This window comes from Lactiplantibacillus sp. B652 (assembly GCF_023806745.1).
GTDB classification, from domain to species: domain Bacteria; phylum Bacillota; class Bacilli; order Lactobacillales; family Lactobacillaceae; genus Lactiplantibacillus; species Lactiplantibacillus pentosus.
In genome coordinates this window covers 171716-190356 of the sequence record NZ_JAMSKY010000006.1, presented here as the reverse complement: position 1 = coordinate 190356, position 18641 = coordinate 171716, and the positions used below count along the sequence as shown (strand labels likewise).

General features: G+C 47.3%; 15 protein-coding genes. 5 read left to right on the top strand and 10 right to left on the bottom strand.

What is annotated here, in order from left to right; translation table 11 throughout:
- Positions 1 to 3: 3 nt before the first annotated feature.
- Positions 4 to 1380: an APC family permease gene (locus MZO40_RS09360; protein ID WP_105961584.1), complete on the top strand. Its 1377-nt coding sequence runs from the start codon at positions 4 to 6 to the stop codon at positions 1378 to 1380.
- A gap of 164 nt (positions 1381 to 1544) precedes the next feature.
- Here MZO40_RS09360 and MZO40_RS09355 read toward each other — a convergent pair whose 3' ends face one another.
- From MZO40_RS09355 to MZO40_RS09345, 3 genes are all read right to left on the bottom strand, one after another.
- A complete protein-coding gene (locus MZO40_RS09355) occupies positions 1545 to 2795 on the bottom strand; it encodes an MFS transporter (RefSeq protein WP_050340399.1) in 1251 nt (416 codons plus the stop codon).
- Between the two features lie 5 nt (positions 2796 to 2800).
- Complete coding sequence (locus MZO40_RS09350; RefSeq protein ID WP_105961583.1) at positions 2801 to 4093, bottom strand: alkaline phosphatase family protein; 1293 nt, start codon at positions 4091 to 4093, stop codon at positions 2801 to 2803.
- A gap of 146 nt (positions 4094 to 4239) precedes the next feature.
- Positions 4240 to 5070, bottom strand: coding sequence for an alpha/beta hydrolase (locus MZO40_RS09345; RefSeq protein ID WP_105961582.1), 831 nt, complete (start codon positions 5068 to 5070; stop codon positions 4240 to 4242).
- Positions 5071 to 5244: 174 nt separating this feature from the next.
- Here MZO40_RS09345 and MZO40_RS09340 point away from each other — a divergent pair, with 174 nt between their 5' ends.
- Positions 5245 to 5964, top strand: coding sequence for a UTRA domain-containing protein (locus tag MZO40_RS09340; RefSeq protein ID WP_088770793.1), 720 nt, complete (start codon positions 5245 to 5247; stop codon positions 5962 to 5964).
- A gap of 453 nt (positions 5965 to 6417) precedes the next feature.
- Here the strand turns inward: MZO40_RS09340 and MZO40_RS09335 are convergent, their stop codons facing one another.
- From MZO40_RS09335 to nrdD, 7 genes are all read right to left on the bottom strand, one after another.
- On the bottom strand, positions 6418 to 9057 hold the full coding sequence (locus MZO40_RS09335; RefSeq protein ID WP_252133241.1) for a collagen-binding domain-containing protein: 2640 nt from the start codon (positions 9055 to 9057) through the stop codon (positions 6418 to 6420).
- Positions 9058 to 9431: 374 nt separating this feature from the next.
- Positions 9432 to 9674 carry a cytochrome b5 domain-containing protein gene (locus MZO40_RS09330; protein WP_065674859.1) on the bottom strand — a complete coding sequence of 81 codons (243 nt, stop codon included), beginning with the start codon at positions 9672 to 9674 and terminating at the stop codon, positions 9432 to 9434.
- A gap of 521 nt (positions 9675 to 10195) precedes the next feature.
- The gene (locus MZO40_RS09325) at positions 10196 to 10729 is read right to left on the bottom strand and encodes a PTS glucose transporter subunit IIA (RefSeq protein ID WP_050340195.1); all 534 of its coding nucleotides are present in this window, start codon (positions 10727 to 10729) and stop codon (positions 10196 to 10198) included.
- 447 nt (positions 10730 to 11176) lie between these two features.
- Positions 11177 to 12310, bottom strand: coding sequence for a GGDEF domain-containing protein (locus MZO40_RS09320; protein ID WP_252133240.1), 1134 nt, complete (start codon positions 12308 to 12310; stop codon positions 11177 to 11179).
- 15 nt (positions 12311 to 12325) lie between these two features.
- Positions 12326 to 13006: an EAL domain-containing protein gene (locus MZO40_RS09315; protein ID WP_050340193.1), complete on the bottom strand. Its 681-nt coding sequence runs from the start codon at positions 13004 to 13006 to the stop codon at positions 12326 to 12328.
- A gap of 210 nt (positions 13007 to 13216) precedes the next feature.
- A complete protein-coding gene (gene nrdG / locus MZO40_RS09310) occupies positions 13217 to 13765 on the bottom strand; it encodes an anaerobic ribonucleoside-triphosphate reductase activating protein (RefSeq protein WP_260201273.1) in 549 nt (182 codons plus the stop codon).
- Positions 13731 to 15953, bottom strand: coding sequence for an anaerobic ribonucleoside-triphosphate reductase (gene nrdD / locus MZO40_RS09305; protein ID WP_252133239.1), 2223 nt, complete (start codon positions 15951 to 15953; stop codon positions 13731 to 13733). The genes nrdG and nrdD overlap by 35 nt, the downstream gene beginning before the upstream one ends.
- 459 nt (positions 15954 to 16412) lie before the next feature.
- On the opposite strand from nrdD, the gene MZO40_RS09300 reads away from it, so the two are divergent.
- The 3 genes from MZO40_RS09300 (at position 16413) to MZO40_RS09290 (ending at position 18473) form a co-directional block, all read left to right on the top strand.
- Positions 16413 to 16886 carry a hypothetical protein gene (locus tag MZO40_RS09300; protein WP_050340190.1) on the top strand — a complete coding sequence of 158 codons (474 nt, stop codon included), beginning with the start codon at positions 16413 to 16415 and terminating at the stop codon, positions 16884 to 16886.
- Between the two features lie 128 nt (positions 16887 to 17014).
- On the top strand, positions 17015 to 17425 hold the full coding sequence (locus MZO40_RS09295) for a peptide deformylase (protein WP_050340189.1): 411 nt from the start codon (positions 17015 to 17017) through the stop codon (positions 17423 to 17425).
- 46 nt (positions 17426 to 17471) lie between these two features.
- Positions 17472 to 18473 carry an FAD:protein FMN transferase gene (locus MZO40_RS09290; protein ID WP_105961579.1) on the top strand — a complete coding sequence of 334 codons (1002 nt, stop codon included), beginning with the start codon at positions 17472 to 17474 and terminating at the stop codon, positions 18471 to 18473.
- Positions 18474 to 18641 lie beyond the last annotated feature (168 nt).

The window sequence follows — 18641 nt, the reverse complement described above, 5'->3', positions numbered from 1 at the left end:
CCTATGGAACTAAAACACGTTTCAAAATCAACATCTAAACGTCATACCAATCTCGATGACTTTGGCTACACACAGGAGTTAAAGCGCACACTCTCCGTTAAAGACTTAGTCATCTACGGTCTGATTTTTATGGTCCCAATCGCACCAATGGGAATCTATGGATCTGTGATTTCTGTTTCACAAGGGATGATTGCGCTCACCTATGCGATTGGGATGATTGCCATGTTTTTTACCGCACTAAGTTATGGACAGATGTCACGTGCGTTTCCAGTCGCTGGATCTGTATATGCTTACGCAAAACTTGGTATCAACAAAACGATTGGCTTTTTATCCGGCTGGATGATTATTCTAGATTACATCTTCGTTCCTGCCCTACTGTATATCATTGCCGCTAATTCGCTAAAGTCCCTGCTCCCAACGGTTCCATCTTGGCTGTGGTTAATCGGATTTATTGTCATTAACACCCTGATTAATGTTCGGGGGATTGCATTTACCGCTATTGCCAATCGTATTTTCTTGATTGGTGAGCTGATTGTACTAGGCTTTTTCATTATTCTGGGCAGCTACGGTCTGTTTCACGGTGCGGGTAATGGCTTTACCTTGAAGCCATTCTACGACGCCAGTCATTTCAATCTTCAATTTGTCATGACCGCAACCTCTGTAGCAGTCTTGAGCTTTTTGGGATTCGACGGCATCAGCACACTCGCAGAGGAAACGACTGGCGGAAACCGAGCAGTAGGTAAAGGAATCCTATGGTCGCTACTGATTGTTGGCGTTCTTTTTATCATTCAAACTTATCTAGCCGCCCTAATCGTTCCCAACTGGCAGTCTTTCAGTGACTTAAATACTGCCTTCTATGTCGTTGCCGAAAAAGTAGGTGGTCATTTTCTAGCTTACCTGACCACAATTGCAACTATTCTATCCTGGGGATTTGCAAATGCGTTGGCCGCACAAGCTGCAATTTCGAGAATTTTGTTTGGGATGGCTCGTGATCACAACCTCCCTAAAATTCTTGCGCGTGTGCATCCGCGATTTAAAACACCTTATATTAGTACCCTACTAGTCGCCATCATCTCACTCATTGTTGGCTTAATTTTTATGAACGATAGTGGAACACTTTCCGAAATCGTTAACTGTGGCGCATTAACCGCCTTCTTAGTGATTCACGTAGCGGTGATTAATCACTTCTTCATCAAACAACATTCGCGGGACTATTGGCACCACTTACTCGTTCCAATTATTGGCTTCTTAATCATCGGTTTTGTTATGGTCAACCTAAATATTTTAGCTAAGGAAATTGGCGGAATTTGGCTGCTCATCGGTGTTGGTTATTACGCTATTCTCCGCTTATTACAACGAAATACTGAAATGAATTTGTAAACATTGGCTTATGTTGTGTACAAAGGGACTTCTCCGCACTGGAGAAGTCCCTTTGTGTTTGATACTGATATAAATTGGGAAGCTGGTAAAAGCTTAAATTGGTAAATATAATTCATCAGAAGTTGCCAAAGTTGGCATTTTCGGTGAGCCTAGTATCATTACGATCACACCGACTTATTCTGATTCAAATGCGGCAACGCCAAGAAAATCGCCAAACCAATGACGAACAGAATGCTCAACGAAGCTGCACCAATCGTCGATTTCCCAGTCATCTGAGTCACGATACCGACCAAGACTGGTCCCATGACGGCTGAAAACTTACCTAAAATATTGTAGAAACCAAAGAATTCGCTACCGCTAGTCTTTGGAATCAACCGGCCAAAGTAGGAACGGCTGAGGGCTTGAATCCCACCCTGACTCGTTCCAACCAATACGGCCAAAATCCAAAAATCAGTGGCAGTCGTTAAGCGCAAGGCGTATAAACAAATTCCCAAGTAAATGAGAATGCCCAACAAAATCCCGGCTCGAGTCGACGTTTTGTTGGCCAACCAGCCGTACAGTAGCGAGAATGGGAAAGCGACCAACTGAACGACCAACAATACTAGCATCAGCGTGGTCGTCGTGATTCCCATGTCCATCCCAATTGAGGTCGCCATGGTGAAAATCGTATCGACGCCATCAATATAGAAGAAGTACGCCACCAAGAACCAGGCGGCGGCCCGATAATTGCGGATATGCTTCAAAGTCGACCATACTCGCTGAAAACTAGACCGTACTGGATGGGCACTCGGCGCTAAGGCGTATTTTTGATGGACATTTCTAAGCAATGGCACGTAGAAGATAATCCACCAGACCGCGGCGAGCACGAAACTACTGCGGGCCACGCCGTAACTGGAAAGTAGGCCAAAGCCACTCGTGAGTTGGAGGACTAAGAACAAGATAAAGGCGAGCACCCCACCGAGGTAGCCGAAGCCATAGCCGTACGATGACAGCCGGTCCATCTGGTCATTCGGTGCGACATCCGTCAGAAAACTATCGTAGAACAGATTACCACCCGAATAGCCAATGATTGACAGGATATAAATGCCTAACAACCACTTCCAGGCACTGGTCGGCGCGACACTTAAACCAAGTGTCATCACCATGCCGAGCGTGGAAAAGATGTTCAACATCCGTTTCTTCGCATGCGGATAGTCTGCTAACGCCCCCAGCACCGGCGCTAAAATCGAGACCAATAACGTCCCGATACTGTTGGCATAGCCCCAATACGCCGTCGCGTTGGCGGGTGTGACCCCGTTACTCTGGGCAACCGCCTTAAAGTAAACGGGCAGGACCGCCGTTGTGACAATGATTCCGTAGCCGGAGTTGGCCCAATCATAGAAGATCCAACTCCACTGCTGCTTATTAAATTTCATCTATTTTACTCCTTGAAAATATCGAGTTGTTGACCAGGCATTGGTCCTGCAAATTGTAAGCCAAGCAACTTGGCAAAGGTCGGTGCTTCATCAACCAAGTTCGCTGAATCAATCGTGGCGCCCGCCTTGACAGCCGGTCCGTTGAATAACAGCGTCGTTTGATAATCTGGCTTGGTTGGATCGTAGCCGTGAACCCCGTGACAGCGGTCGGGTTGGCCCAACGTATCGGGATGGACTGGTTCGACCACGAGTGGCCGGCGACTTTCATCCGTGAAGTAGTAGCCTTCCTTAGCCTCTACCATCAGCGCGCACGCTGGGTCAGCCCCACGTTGCGCCGCTTCTGCACCGGTAATGATGGTTTCGACGCCTTCGACTTGACTGACTAACGAACGCAATTCATCCAGTTCGTCAAAACCAGGCCGGGTATAAATGTAGGTCGAGCCATCCGCCGTCTTCGCCATGACCTGCCAATCGTTTTCAAAGGTTTGGTCCTGACGAGGCGTCAGCCAGCCGCGTTGTGCGAAGAGCGTGTTCAAATGGATCATGCGATCGACGTTGATTTGATAATGGTCGCCTAAGATGACAAAGTTGGTGTCTTCAAACGTCCCGGCACGCTTGGTGGCTTCAATCAGCATACCAACATGTCGGTCCAGCCGTTGAAGGGCCGCCATGGCTTCTTTAGAACGCACCCCATAGCGATGGCGCATACTGTCCATGTCGACTAAGTGAATCATGGTCAGGTTTGGCCGTTTGTTGGTCAGCGTGTCGACCGCACAAGCCGTAATAAATTCATCCAATTGTGGCTGCTTGATACCATTCCGCAAGTGCCCGTATTTATGGTTCATTTCTAGTAAGAACAGTGGCGAACTCGCTTTGAGTGAGACGAGCACCTGGTTGGTCCAGATCCGGTTTGGGAATATTTCAGCGAGGTTGTATGTAATCTTGCTTCCCGCCGTGACTGGCCATAAAAACGCGGCCGTTGTTAGTTTTTGCTGCCGCGCTAAGTCATATAATGTCGGCACCTGCACGTCTTTTTGATACCAGTACCAATCAGGCGAGCGGCGCGTTGGTTGTAATTTCGTATTATTGACGATTCCATGCACATTGGGATACTGACCCGTAATAATCGTGGTATGTGACGGATAAGTCAGTGTTGGATAAATCCCAGTCACTGATTTAACCCACGTACCCCCAGTCATTAGGCGATTCAAAACGGGCAGTTCTGCTTGATGCTCGCGCAAATCCCGAAAACCCAAGGCATCCAAGGAAATAATCACAAGGTGTTGATTAGTTGCCATCTACTATCGCTCCTCTTTATAAGCTTATTCGTATTATTATACCGCAGAACATTAATTCGTGTCAGGGGCGTTGACAAAAAGAGCGCCCGACCAGACAGTCTCCTGTCGACGGGCGCTGCTATCGTCAAAATGTTCCTGCTAAAGCATTAAAATGTGCCTGCTAAAATATCGCGTTCTTGCAACCAAGCTAAGGCCAATTCTGGCCACTGAGCGGCTTGCGCATTCAAATACTTGGTCTTACCTGGTTTCTGAGTCACGTGGTTAGCTAGTGCCAACCCATGAATCCCGCTACTAAATAGATGGTACGCAGTCGGGATCTGGTGTGCGAGCAAGGCTTGAACGTATGCCAGTGAATTTTGCGGTGGCACCAGTTCATCGGTGACCGTTTGCCAAACAAACGCGGGTTTGCTAGTCGCCGTCACTAATTGCTGGGCCGCCCACAATTGCCGATCAGTAGTAATTTGTTCTCGCTCAGCCGCAGTCGTTGGAAAACCAGCTTGTAGGTCAATCACTGGATAGCCGAGAATCACGGCGGCATGGTGCCCCGCATACTGGTCTAGCTGATACTGGGCGCGCAGTTCCGGCTGCGTCGCGACCCCATTAAACGTCGCCACCACGTGTCCGCCAGCCGAGAAACCGGCGAGTACGATACGCTGCGTGTCGATATGATGCTGGGTCGCCTGCTTGGTCACCCAATCGATAGTTGCGGCTAATTGCTGTAGTGCCGCGGGATAAACGGTTAGATGTCCCGCAATCAGTTGATAGTTCAACACGATGGCGTGCATGCCGGCTGCCACCATCCGCGCCGCAATCGGTGCTTCCTCACGTCCAGAATGATACGTAAACCCACCACCTGGACAAATAATCATCAGCGGATAATCCACGGCTGTTTCAAAATCACTGATTTGGTCTAGCCAATAGGCCGTGACTTGAAACGGCTGCTGCACCGCATTCAATGTTTGTTGTTCGATTTGCATGTTCCCCATCCCCCTCGTACTGACCACAACTTGTGTTCGCTTACATTATATGGGGCATTTGCGTGACTGTCAATTTATATTCGAATAAATATCAATATTTATTCGGTTATTTACACCAAAAGGATAATTATTTGGTATAATTAAATTAATCACAAACAGAACGAAGGTGCTTGTATGGCTAACGCATCATTTAATGAAATCTATCAAGCTCTAAAGGAACGAATTCTCGCGGGACGCTATAGTGTCAAAATGCGGCTACCGATTGAAGATGAATTGATTGAAGAATTCCACAGCAGTCGCTATGCCGTCCGCAAGGCGATCGCACAGTTGGCCGCTGACGGCTTAGTATACTCCGTCAAGGGCCGCGGTGTTGTCTTACTGGAACATACGCCCCAAACGCAGCAGTTCAATCTGGCCTTGAATAATTTGAACGGGCTACAGAGTCTGAACGCCGAGCGTCATTTGGATTACCGGACGGACGTGGTCAGCTTCCAGCGCCGGATCGTCGACCAAGCGCTCAGTGCCCAGACGGCGTTCGAAGTTGGTATCCCAGTCTATGCCATTCAACGGGTTCGAGTCGTTGATGGCGTCCGGGCCGTCCTCGATATCAACTACTTTAATGCCCAGCGCATCCCCGAATTGACCCAGGAAATCGCTGAACAGTCGATTTATCGTCATTTTCAAAAAAACGGGCTCAAAATTGCCGTGGTTAAGCGGATGCTGCGGGTCGAAACGGCAACCCCACTCGACTATCAGTTGCTCGCACTCGGTACGAATAACTGTGTCGGCAACATGATCAGCATTGCGTTCAACGACCAGGGCCGCCAGATCGAATACACCGAATCCCACTTTATTCCAAACGAATTTAACTTCAATGAATTAATTCGTAATTGAACCTTACCAACTGACAAATCCGCAGGTCAATCACTGACCTGCGGATTTTCTTTGACCCCATTGACTTTAGACCATCTCGAATTTGTCGGCAGTCAGGTTCAAAATAGATTTCAATATAATTGCTAAATATATTCGAATAAAAGTTGACTAATTCCCAAGAGTCTTTATAATAATTATCATAAATACTAATGGGGGTTAGTATTTAGACCACGTTTCACTGGTGGCGCATTTGGGGTCAAAGGATTAGGTCGGTCATGGAGTAGAGAAAATTGAGCGTCACTAGACCAATTTGGTTTAGTGACATTTTTTTGACAAAAATACGGCTGATAATGCCATTTATTTCTGCATTATCAGCCGTATCTATTCAGGTTCTCTGTCACTGGTTGTTGGTTATCAAGTCAAAACTTGATGACTGGCAGCAGCGATTCTAGAACCACGATTCACTTATTTCAATTAGTTTTGCCGTTTACGTCGGCTGGCGTAAGCACCCAGCATTAACGTGCTTGCCAAGGCAATTCCAGCTAAAGAAATGGCTTGATTCGACGTTTCACTCGTTTGTGGCAGCGACTTGCCTTGTGCCACCGCTAAAGCCGCCGCAACTTTAGTCCGAAGTGCTTGTAATTGTGCAACTAACGCTGAATTGTGATGGGCTTTCGCTTGTGCAATCGCCTGATCGATCAAGTTCAGTAGGGTCTCTTCATCATTGATCTGATCACCGATGACGGCTTCCTTTTGAACTTCTTCGAATGCCGTTTCTAGTTCCTCGACGGTTTCATCAGTGACCCAGCCAGCATCGATTTCATTTTCAACTTCATCGACGATTTGATCGACAATTTCATCAGGTTCTACGCCCGCTTCAATCTCGTCTTCGATTTCATCCTCAAATTCTTCTTCCGCTTCTTCGGCTTCAGCCTCATCGTCGATTTCATCAAAATCAGGCATTTCAACGTCAATGATTGGATGTTCTGGCTTCTGATACTCAACTTCGTCTGGCGCCTCTTCGTCCGGTTCTTCAGGCTCCTCGACTGGTTCTTCTTCATCAGGCGCCTCTTCGTCTGGAACTTCAGGTTCTTCGACTGGCGTTTCTTCGTCAGGCTCGGCTTCTTCTTCATCTTCATCAAAGTTTGGCATTTCAACATCTAACGTCGGATGAACTGGTTTTTGAAATTCTGGTTCTTCCGGCTCATTAGGTTCTGGTTCATTAGGCTCCGGCTCGTTCGTGCCAGGTTCTTCTGGCTCACTAGGTTCAGGTTCATTCGGTTCCGGCTCGTTCGTGCCTGGTTCTTCCGGATCAATAGGCGCTGGGCCGCCTGGTTCAACAGGTTCTGGGTCCTCCGGTTCAGTAGGGTCCGGTTCGTCCGTGTCAGGATCATTTTCATTATCAACATTATCCTGGAGGTCCCAACGGTGGGTTTCTGCTTTAACATTGACTTTGTTGGCAATCAGATTACCATCGATATTTTGATTGGCATCAATTTCCGCGGCGGGTGCTAAGATACTGCCTTGGAATGGCCGGTCCACACTGATAACGCCGGTAGCCAATTTGTCACTAGCCGTCGAATCATAGAAGTTCCAGAGTAAGTGATTATCCCCAAAGTCTTCCGTTTCCTGGTTATTCCGTTCCGTGCCGTCATCGTAAATAATCTTGATTTGCGAATTGACTTGATAATTGGTGCTGCCGGCCGTATCAACGTTAATAATGACTGTATTACCGTCAGGATCCGCCGATAAGCCCTTGATCGTCAGCGGTGTGCTCGTATTGAGAACATCCGCGGATAAGTTGATGACGATATGGCCGTCAGCGTCCGGTTCCATATCCGTGACGTCGATGACCCGCTGATTCATATCATCAAAACTATCATTGGAATAAGTGGCATTCGCAGTTTGTTCACTCAAACTGGCACTGAGTTTTTCAAGCTTGGCAAATTCCGCGTCAAAATCAATATAGACGTTGCCATCTTTATCTTGATAAACTTCAGACGCCAGCAAATGGTCGATATAAACGCCGTTGACCATTGGCCGATTAGGATTGGAGACATCGATATCGATATTTTCGCCAAAGATGACCTTATTACTACGAGTTTCACCAGCCGAGACAAACGAACTACCGGCAATGTTGGTGATATTTTGAATGTAAGAAATATCCTTATCCAACAATTCTTCAATGATATTCGTCCCAAAGTTAACGTTGCCGACTAGGTTTTGAACCGCAATATTCCCATTAGTGTGCGCGTGCAGTTCCGCTTCGCGAGCAAAAATGTGAAATTGTGACGAGACCCCGAGCATGTTATGTAAATCAGGATAGTCGTCCGTGACATTGCCACCATCCGCCACCGCATCATTGGCCTGCGTCACAGCCTGGCTAAGCGTCGTCGCAACGGTTTGCGCACTAACCATTTGAGCAGTCGTCTTGGCTGAATTCGTGGTAGCGGTTGTATCATTAGTATCCGTGCTGGTCTCAGCGGCAGTGGTATCGGTGGTTGCCGTTACTGCACTGGCTGTATCAGTGTCCGTCGTTGCGGCTTTTGCATTGTTACTATCAGTGCTGGTCGTATCGTCAGAATCTGCGCTAGTCGACGATTTGGTCGCGTCAGTATCCGTGCTAGCCTTGGCAACCGTGGTCGTGGCCGTCGCATCGGCAGCCGTTGTCTTAGTCGTCGATTTGTCCGCCGTATCAGCTTGCTTAGTAGTCCCCGCTACTGACTGGGTCGTCTGCGAGGTTGTTGACGAAGCATCAGTCGTGCCGCTGACCACTTTTTGGCTGTCAGATGACGAGCTCGCCGTCGTTTGCGTCGCATCATCGTCAGTTGTTGCGGTTTGAGACGCCGTATCGGTGCTTGTTGCTTGATCTGACTTGCTAGTATCAGTCGTCGCGTCAGACGCAACCGTCGTCTTCAACGTTTGGCTTTGATTGTTCACTGACTTATCAGTCGTCGCACTGGTTGTGGCTGCAGCGGCCGTATCAGTGTTGGCCGTGGTTGAATCCGCCCGCGCCCCAAGCGTTGTGAGTCCTAATGTTAAGACCGTCGCACAGGCAAATACCCACCGACGGCCAATCTTATACATCTTAAAATGTGTTTGTTTACGTTCCATCGTGAACCCCACCTAATTTCTTTAATTAGTTATCCTTTAATTCAAACTCTATTTTCACGCTATTGTACACAACATTCAACCATTTATATAATTTATTTTATATTGCAGTATAAATAGTCAAGGTGTTAACATAACCACTACACTTACTACCGCTGATAACACTGGCTTAACGGCGTTATTACTACTTTAATAACGGCTAACAAATATGAGATTATGACAATAAGCCGATAAGAATCACATCATTTAATGAGCAGTTCAAATGTAACCCCACTGATTCCAACGACAACCTCATGCACGTCTGTTCATCAATTAGACGCTCCCCTCAAAAAAGGCATCATAAAAGACCAGCTGCTAGGCAACTGGTCTTCGTTAATTTAATCAGCCACGTACTGGCCAACCACTGTTAGATTATTCAATACTTTACGACCGTGTGGGGATTTCGTGTCAATGACCGTTGTTAATTCTTGACCGGCAAGATTACCATGATGCTTACCACCGGCCCATGCTGCAACCCCCGTTACATCATAAACAACACCATCAACCGCCACATATGCGGGTTGACCATCTTGACCATTATATTTGGATAATTCAGTCTGGTTAAATGTCATAGCGCTCATCCGAATCACTCCTTCACAGTTTATCTTCATGATAAGCTGGACTGCCAAGTAAAAGCAAGCGATTCGCCTTTAACCAAACTTTCGTACATTCATTAGGTTTATACGCGACGTTAAACCACTGCCCAGGCCGTTATACCCCCATAACCACCTGAGTAACATTGGCCCTAACCTTTGACCGTCGTAATTCTAGAAACCGAACTGTTGCCTGAACGGGCGTCAATCACGACCGTCCCAGTTCAGATTGTTAAATAGCAGCTGTGCAGATAAGTCTACCAAAACTTAGTCGCTGACCAATGACTGCTATTCCTACTGATTTACCTTAATACCTTAATACCATCAGCGACGCCGTGTCTGTCAACACGACGACCTTGTGAACCAATCCCAAACAACGCCGGGACTGCCCCTATCTGCGTTATACAAAACGCACACCTCAGCCACTACTGTCCATATTAGGACTGCGTCGAAGCGTGACGTCTAGACACACCCCGTATCTAGGAACGTCGATTGCTTATTGTCTGACATTAATCCCAGCTCGGTGGTCCGATCGTTGCGACCCGGTGATTACCAGCCATGCTAGTCGTAATGCCTGAAATCACAGTACCGGTTGGATCGACGTGATTGCTCGCGACCAGCAGACGTTCACGTCCCTGGTCTAATGCACGTTTGATCGTCAATTTGAGCGCAGTTTCGACTGGCTGCAAACGGCGTGCCAGTATTGAAACCAGATTCGCGATCACTTGTCCTGCAACCACGGTGTCGCCTGGTTTGACTTTAAAATCAATCATCGATGATTCCAGTTGATTTGTTAACTGTCCGATTCGTAACCAGCCGACCAGGCCATTCGTGGCACGAAAGCCGACCCGCCGTTCATCGACAGCCACAGCGGTGATGACCCCACCAAAGGGCGCAACGATTTGGTCGGTCACTGGGAATATTTGTTTTTTAAACCCAAGTAGCCCATATAGATGTACCGTGTTGGCAAGCGTCGTCACACTAATAATCTGGCGTTTGACCGGCGCAACTACGGGAATCAATGAGCTGATAACTACTGGCACACTTCTCACTTCCTTAATCATTAAATGATGTGTCGACTACTGAACCTCACGCTGATAATCTGCTGCCAAAAAACTTGCCCTCAACCGAGTGTAAATCAATTAGTTCAAGCCATTGACTGTTATCCTTTCAACATAAACTTTACCATAATAAAACCAGAATACCAGCATAATCAACAGTTTTAACGGTAGTTTGAGCCTGCAGAGGTTCATTCGTAAACTCAATTAACGAACAAGCTATGAAGCGCTTTATTCACTAACGCCGCCATACCGGAAATTATCGGCAGAAGTCAGAATGCCCGTATCAGCCATCTGTGGACAGTCAAGCGACATCCCACTATCGACTTTGAATTGAGCGTAAAAAAAAAGTAACCTTGAATGCTGAAGATTCAAAGTTACTATCATTGACTTGCTTATTAAAAAGTGTAATGACCAACTGACCATCGATTATCACTGATCAACCGTCACACGCATGCGACCATGGCGTTTTGAGAAATACAGATTCTGGTCGACCCGATTATAAAAATCGACGGGGCTGTCATCCGCTTGATGCAAGGTTGACACACCGACTGATATCGAGACGGCAATTTCTTGGTCACCGTACTTAACGACCAAATGATTAACTGCTGCAAAAATCTGCCGAACAATGGCACGCGTGCTGACTAGATCATAGCCAGGAAATAGGACGTTGAATTCCTCGCCACCCGTCCGATACAGCTTAACCTTTGGATCATTTTCGCTCAACACCGTCTGGACGGTTTCCGAGACTTCCTGTAAGACGCGGTCACCAGCCAAGTGACCATAGGTATCGTTGACGTGCTTGAAGTGGTCAATATCAAACATCATCATTGATAAGTTTAAATTATTGGCCGTACTGTCATCAAATAAATATTTGATATGCTCCGTGTAGGCCGCGAAGTTCTCCGTTTGCGTCAATGCGTCGTGGCTGGCAAACTGAGCGAGTCGCAGTTTGATCTCACTATCCTGTGTCAGCATATTGACGTAGGCGTAGAGTAAACCGGCAAAAATCAGCAGGTATCCGTACTCCTGTAACGTGTTCTCCCAGCTCAGCGAGTACTTGACTTTAATCAAGCCCCACAAGACACCGCCGAAGAAGCCAACCGTCCCGTAGTAATAGACCCAACTATGCGCATGCTTCTGCACCCACAGCCGTAAGTAATTCAGGCTCCAGAAGAAACCCACGAACACGGCCGCATAACTCCAAGATTCCCAGAAGAAAATCGATTGGTCGAAAACCATGTACACAATGACCACTGGTAACAATGTGTAATACGGCATTCGAATGTTGAGGAAGAAGGCACAGAAGATGACGGCAATCAGGTGAAAGTTCACAAACTCCCAACTATTCGCCTGGCCGATGACCGACAGTTGCATCACAAATACGAAGACCAACATGTAGATGACGCCATGCCAAGCATTGATCGTATCATCATCAATGTTAATGTGACGGGCATGGAACCAGGACGTAATCCAATTGAACAGTACCCAGTAGAGTGTCAACACCCCGAGGATAAAAAAGATACTTGTTACAAACGGCGAAATTCGCCAATAAGGCCATGTCATTGTCAGGACCCTTTCCTAGCAGCTGCCATTTACGAATTGACAATCATCAGCAATCAAGCGAGGCTTGCCATAGTAATAGCCTTGATGGCGCTCGATGCCTTGTTGTTCCGCCATTTTTTGATCCTTTTGGTCTTCGACACCTTCCAGAATGAATTCTAAATGGTAGTCCTGTGCCACATCGCGCCAAAACGCCACTTCACGAGGAATACGTTCGGCTTGTCCGCTCATCCGCAGATTTTGCATGGCAAATTTGATTTGATCAACAAATGGTAATGCATGCTGAATGTTTTCAAATGTGTTAGAGCCAGTCCCAACGTCATCGATACTCAGTTTGATCCCATACTGATGAAAGAAGAGGCTGTATTTCTGAATTTCGGCTAATGACGGACTTTCTGTTAACTCAATCGTTAGCGCAGCCGGATTGAGCCGCTTTTTGAGATAAATAATCGTTCCTAACATTAAGTCATCTTCCGCCTGCTGACGGTTGAGATTCAAGGCCAACACTTGATTGGTCGCCTTAGTCTTCAACTGTCCGGCTAACTGTGCTAACAAGTCCGCTTGCTTGTCTAACGGTAGTTCAGTGAATGATTGCGGTACTGCCCAACGACCATCCATTTCTTTACGCAATAATAATTCGTACCCAAACACGGCCCGACGCCGCTGGTCAACTTGAGGTTGAACAAAGAAACGATACATTCACGAAACCTCGCTTTAATTAGATTCTTTATGTCAATATATATTGACTACTCCTGTAAAGTATAACCGCTTTTAACTAAAATATCGAGACATAGTTGCAGACATTAACCAAAAAAATAATCAATTCTAATATGTAACCGTTATATTTAGTCCACGACAAAAATGACGTCGTAACAACTAAGTTACAACGTCATTTTTAATTGCTCAATTTTATTTAACCAACTTATCCCAGATAACGACATCGCCAGTTGACAATGATTTAGGGACATCAATGATGCGCTGATTGGCACTCCCACGGAACTGCAGTGAGAGATCCATCTGGTCTTGCAGAAAACGACCATCGACCAAAATATCAATCAGCGATAGCATCTTTAATTTGTCTTCCGAATCCTGTTGAAGCTCATCCCAAGTGTACCCAGTCCATGACCAGATGTCCTTCGTATGGCCAAATTCGGCGCGGACCCGTTCACAGATGCGGATACCGACTTGCGTATTTAAAAACGGTTCGCCGCCGAGCAAAGTCAGGCCTTGCACGTACGACTGACTAAGGTCCTCGATAATCTGGTCTTCAAGCTCAGTCGTATAGGGCTGCCCATAGTGAAAATTCTGAGCGGCGACATTATAACAACCGGGACAATGAAAGGGACAGCCACTCAGATAGAGACTGCAGCGGACCCCTTCCCCATCAACAAAGTTAAATGCCTTGTAATCAGCAACATATTGTTCACTTAAGTCCTTTGCCAGCCATTCTTTGGGCATCGGATTGTTTGGTCCTTTCGTAGCGCGCGGCATTTTTAATCATCTCCGGAGACATATTTTTAGCACGGGACGCGATCTCAACGTGACGACCATGAACCATTGGCCGTTGTTGTGGGTTACCGAGGTAGCCACACGTCCGTTTGACCACATCACAATATTTCGGGTCATGGTTGCCACATTCGGGACACACGAACCCACGGGCAGTTGCCTTAAATTCACCCTTGAACCCACACTTGAAACATTGGTCGATGGAAGTATTGGTCCCGAGGTAACCGACGTGGTCATAGGCCCAATCCCAGACTGCTTCTAGGGCCTTAGGATTCTGCGTCAGATTTGGATATTCACAATAATGAATGAAGCCACCCGAGGCGTACTTCGGGAAGCGTTCTTCTAGCGTCAGCTTATCAAACGGGGTCGGGTGTTTGCGGACGTCATAGTGGAAACTATTCGTGTAGTATTCCTTATCCGTAATATCCGCGACCCGGCCGAACTTGGCAATATCGTCGCGACAGAAGGTATCGGTCAACGATTCAGCTGGCGTAGAATACAAGCTGTAATGGTAGCCACTTTCAGCCGCCCACTTAGCACACTTGTCACGTAAGGCCTTGACGACCGTCTCGGCAAACTCGCGAGCATGCGTATCATTTTCCCAGTCAGGACCGAAGAATGTCGTGCAGACTTCATAAATCCCGATATAACCGAGAGAAATCGTCGCCCGTTGATTCTTGAAGAGTTCGTCAACGTTACCACCGGCTGGCAACCGTTTGCCAAATGCTCCGTACATGTACAGTAACGGTGCGTTTTCCGGCTTAGCCTGCTTCGTCCGTTCGATTCGGTAAGCTAGCGCTTCATGACAAGTCTGCATCCGCTCTTCAAAAATCTCCCAGAACAGCTGTTGATCTCCATGAGCAGCGAGTGCGATGCGTGGCAAGTTGACCGTTACCACGCCCAAGTTCATCCGACCAGAGTTGACTTCCACCCCGTTCTCGTCACGCCAGCCTTGCAAGAAGGAACGGCAGCCCATCGGTGTCTTGAAGCTCCCAGTCAATTCCTTGATTTTGTCATACATCAACAAATCTGGATACATCCGCTTCGTCGAACATTCGATGGCCAGTTCCTTAATATCATAATTCGGGTCGTTGGGACTGAGATTCAGGCCGCGCTTCATCGTAAAGATTAATTTGGGAAAGATTGCGGTCCGATGTTCCTTACCGAGACCCTTGATTCGAATCTGGAGAATCGCCTTTTGAATCTCGCGTTCGATCCAGCTCGTCCCTAAACCAAAGTTAACGGTCGTAAACGGCGTCTGCCCTTGTGATGAATATAATGTATTGATTTCATATTCCAAGGCCTGCATTGCATCGTAGATATCCTTTTTCGTCTTGGCCTTAGCATAGGCTTCGCGCTGGTCTTCAGCGACCCACTTTTCAGCATCCGCCAAGTGTTTTTGATAATTAATGGCCGCATAGGGGGCTAACAACTGGTCGACCCGGTTGGCAGAACAACCACCGTATTGCAGCGACGCAACGTTGGCAATAATCTGGGCCATCTGGGCTGTAGCGGTTTGAATCGACCGTGGCGAGGCAACTTCCGCATTACCAATCTTATAGCCGTTCTTGAACATGCCGTCAAAGTCAATCAGACAGCAGTTCGTTTCAGGCGTGACCGGTGAATAATCGAGGTCATGCCAGTGAATATCACCACGTAAATGGGCCTTAGCGACTAGATCTGGCAACATCTTCAGACCTAGTGCCCGACTAGCAGCGCCGGCTTCCAAATCACGTTGGGTATTAAAAACCGTACTATCTTTATTTGCATTTTCATGCACAACGCTGGCATCGCGTTCGAATAATTTTTCAATCCGTCCCTGCACATTCGTTGCCGCCGCAAAGCGTTCTTGTTCAGCATCAAAGTAGTCTTGATAAGCTTGGGCCGCTTGAGTCAAGCCCTGAGCATTCAAGATCTGCATCAGTGTCGTTCGGAGTTCCCGGGTGTCAATGCCGTCCGCATCCCGATAATAAGCGACTAGGGCTTGCTTAACGACGCGCACCTCATCCTCAGTCGTTAATAACTGGTGTAAGACAAAGTCTAATTTATAGGGGTGAAACTTGGTTTGTGCTCCGCCCCGTTTCGTGACCGGTAGTGGCCGTAATTCGTCTAAAATATCCTTAGTTGTCGTTGTCAGCATCTTATATTCCCCACTTTTCAAAGTCATCAAGTCCATACAATTGATGGTACGTTCCGTTTGAATCAATACTATATATAGTAGCTCATTTTATTAAAAATGCCTATCGCTCAAATTGCCTGATAAATACAGTTGCGTACAGCAAGACTCACTAGCCATCGAATTGGCGTAGTTTTGGAATATTTTAAAATTATTTTCTGTATCAGTTTACACTTTCATTATGAATATTTAGTCAATATTCTTAACCTTCAATCGAACGCCCGTCTTAGTGGCTTTCACGTTTTTTCATGACCAAAAACGGTCGAGATCATTCGCCGCCAATTAAGCACAATACAATCAAATCGCTTAAAATTAATTATTTCACGATGAGTATGACAATTTAGTTTAAATAAGATGACATATTCGCTATAATGGTGAATAAGCCCTACAGGGGAAAATGGGCATTTGGAGGAGAGAATAATTATGCAAAAAATTAGAGGCATAATTGTGGGATTACTGCTTAGCGGTCTACTCGCCGGGTGCCAATCAAAGACATCACCTACCGCTAAGCCGGTTCAACCAACAACGTCAACAGTCCATGCCGTGCAATCCGTCACGTCCCGCGACTTTTTAGGACGCTGGGTGAGCAAAGATCCCGCAACGAGCCTATATCTGAATACCGAACACCAGCTTGGCTTGTTTCAAGCCGGTAAATCACCTGCGCGCAACCATACTGATTTCAAGCTGGATGAGACGCAGCTGACTGTAAAAATCAAGCAGGCGACCGCCGTGCTAACACTCAATAATGCCAACAGTATGACGCTCGATTATCAGGGAACGGCGACAACCTTGGTCAAAGACCCGAACTGGCGACCGAACCGGAGTAAGATACCAACCACGACGACTCAGGCCTTAAAGACCAGCAGCCTCACGCCAACTTTTAAAGTTAATAATTAAGGACTTAGTACACCCCACGCGATTCTGTCTGCGTGGGGTGTTTTGAGCTCACACCTGCGAACGGCTTGCTTCTCGGTGAACCGCTCCCTATAATTGAACTAATAAACCCACGATATGGAGGAACTGATATGATTCGACCCATTGTTCACGATCCTGCCGCATTAAGTGTCCCCGCGACGATTGCCACCCCGGCCGACGCACCGGTCGTCACCGACTTACTGGAAACACTGGCCGCGCACACGGATAACTGCGTCGGCATGGCCGCCAACATGATTGGCGTCAACAAACAGATTATCGTTGTCCAACTCGGCCCATTTGCGATTGCAATGATCAATCCTAAAATTATTGACCACCATGGTGCTTACGAGACAACTGAAGGCTGCTTATCGTTACCAGGCGAACGGTCCACGCAACGTTATCATCAGATTACCGTGAAATATAAAGATCAACATTTCAAGCCCCAACAACAACGGTTCAACGACTTCACTGCTCAAATCATTCAGCACGAATTGGACCACCTAGCGGGAAAACTAATTTAGTTCAGCTTACTGAACAAGCTGGCATTTCAGAGATAGGACTGGTATTATGACCACTTTAACTTATAACGACGACCCCGCGATTCCAGCATTTGCACAACAGCGGCGCCATCAAGCGCACCACGCACTCGGAACTGATATTGACCTGACTTTGTTCGGCAGTGATAGCGACCGTTATTTGACCGCCGCCTGCCAATTGATTGACCAGTATGAGGACCGGCTCACCGTTAATCGCACCGCTTCTGAAGTCATGGCGATCAACCATGCCGCCGGTCAGCATCCGGTTCAAGTCAGCGCGGCGACTTACAGCCTCGTCCACCAAGCCGTCGAACTTAGCCGCCAACACTTCGGCTTTAACGCCTTGATTGGACCTTTAGTGAAGCTCTGGCATATTGGCTTCGATAATGCACACGTTCCTGAACAAGCAGAGATCGACGCCCGTTTGGCCTTGATCGACCCGAATCAGGTTGTCTGTAACGACGCCGATTTGAGTGTGTTCTTGAAAGTGCCCGGCATGGAATTAGACCTCGGCGCGATTGCGAAGGGCTATATCGCTGACCGCATCCAGGATTACTGGGAAGCCTTCGGACAACGCGCTGGCATGATCAACCTGGGCGGCAACTTGCTGATGGTCGGCGATTCACCGCTACATGCGGATGGCAAGTGGCGCGTGGGGATCCAGGACCCAACGACTGACCGTGGTAATGCGATTGCCAGTATTACAATTGGCGCTTGCTCCGCTGTCACAAGTGGCATCTATGAGCGTCACCTCGAATTCAACGGCCAATCGTATCACCACATTCTCGATTCCAAGACCGGTTATCCGCGCCAAAACGACCTGGAAAGTGTCACGGTCTTTACGAAAGCTTCCATTGATGGTGAGATCGAAACGACCCGCCTCTTCTTTGCCGGACAACCCCTCCCTGGCTGGGCCGCCGACCGACCAGATATTTACGGGGCCATCTTTGTGACGAAACAACGAGAGATTCAAGTCGTCGGGCTGCCTGCCAGCAGCGTGACTTTATTGGATAAGCGATTTAAATTGATCTAGACCTGCCCTGACCTTGCAAGTCGTTGGTCATAGAATAAGCGTCCATCAATTGTATCTTGCCAGCCGACTAGTATCCATAGCACAGGATTTTCATCGTCATGAGCTTGCTTGGCTAAGCCAAAAAACGTCTCAAAGAATAACATTCTTTGAGACGTTTTTTTAGTGGTG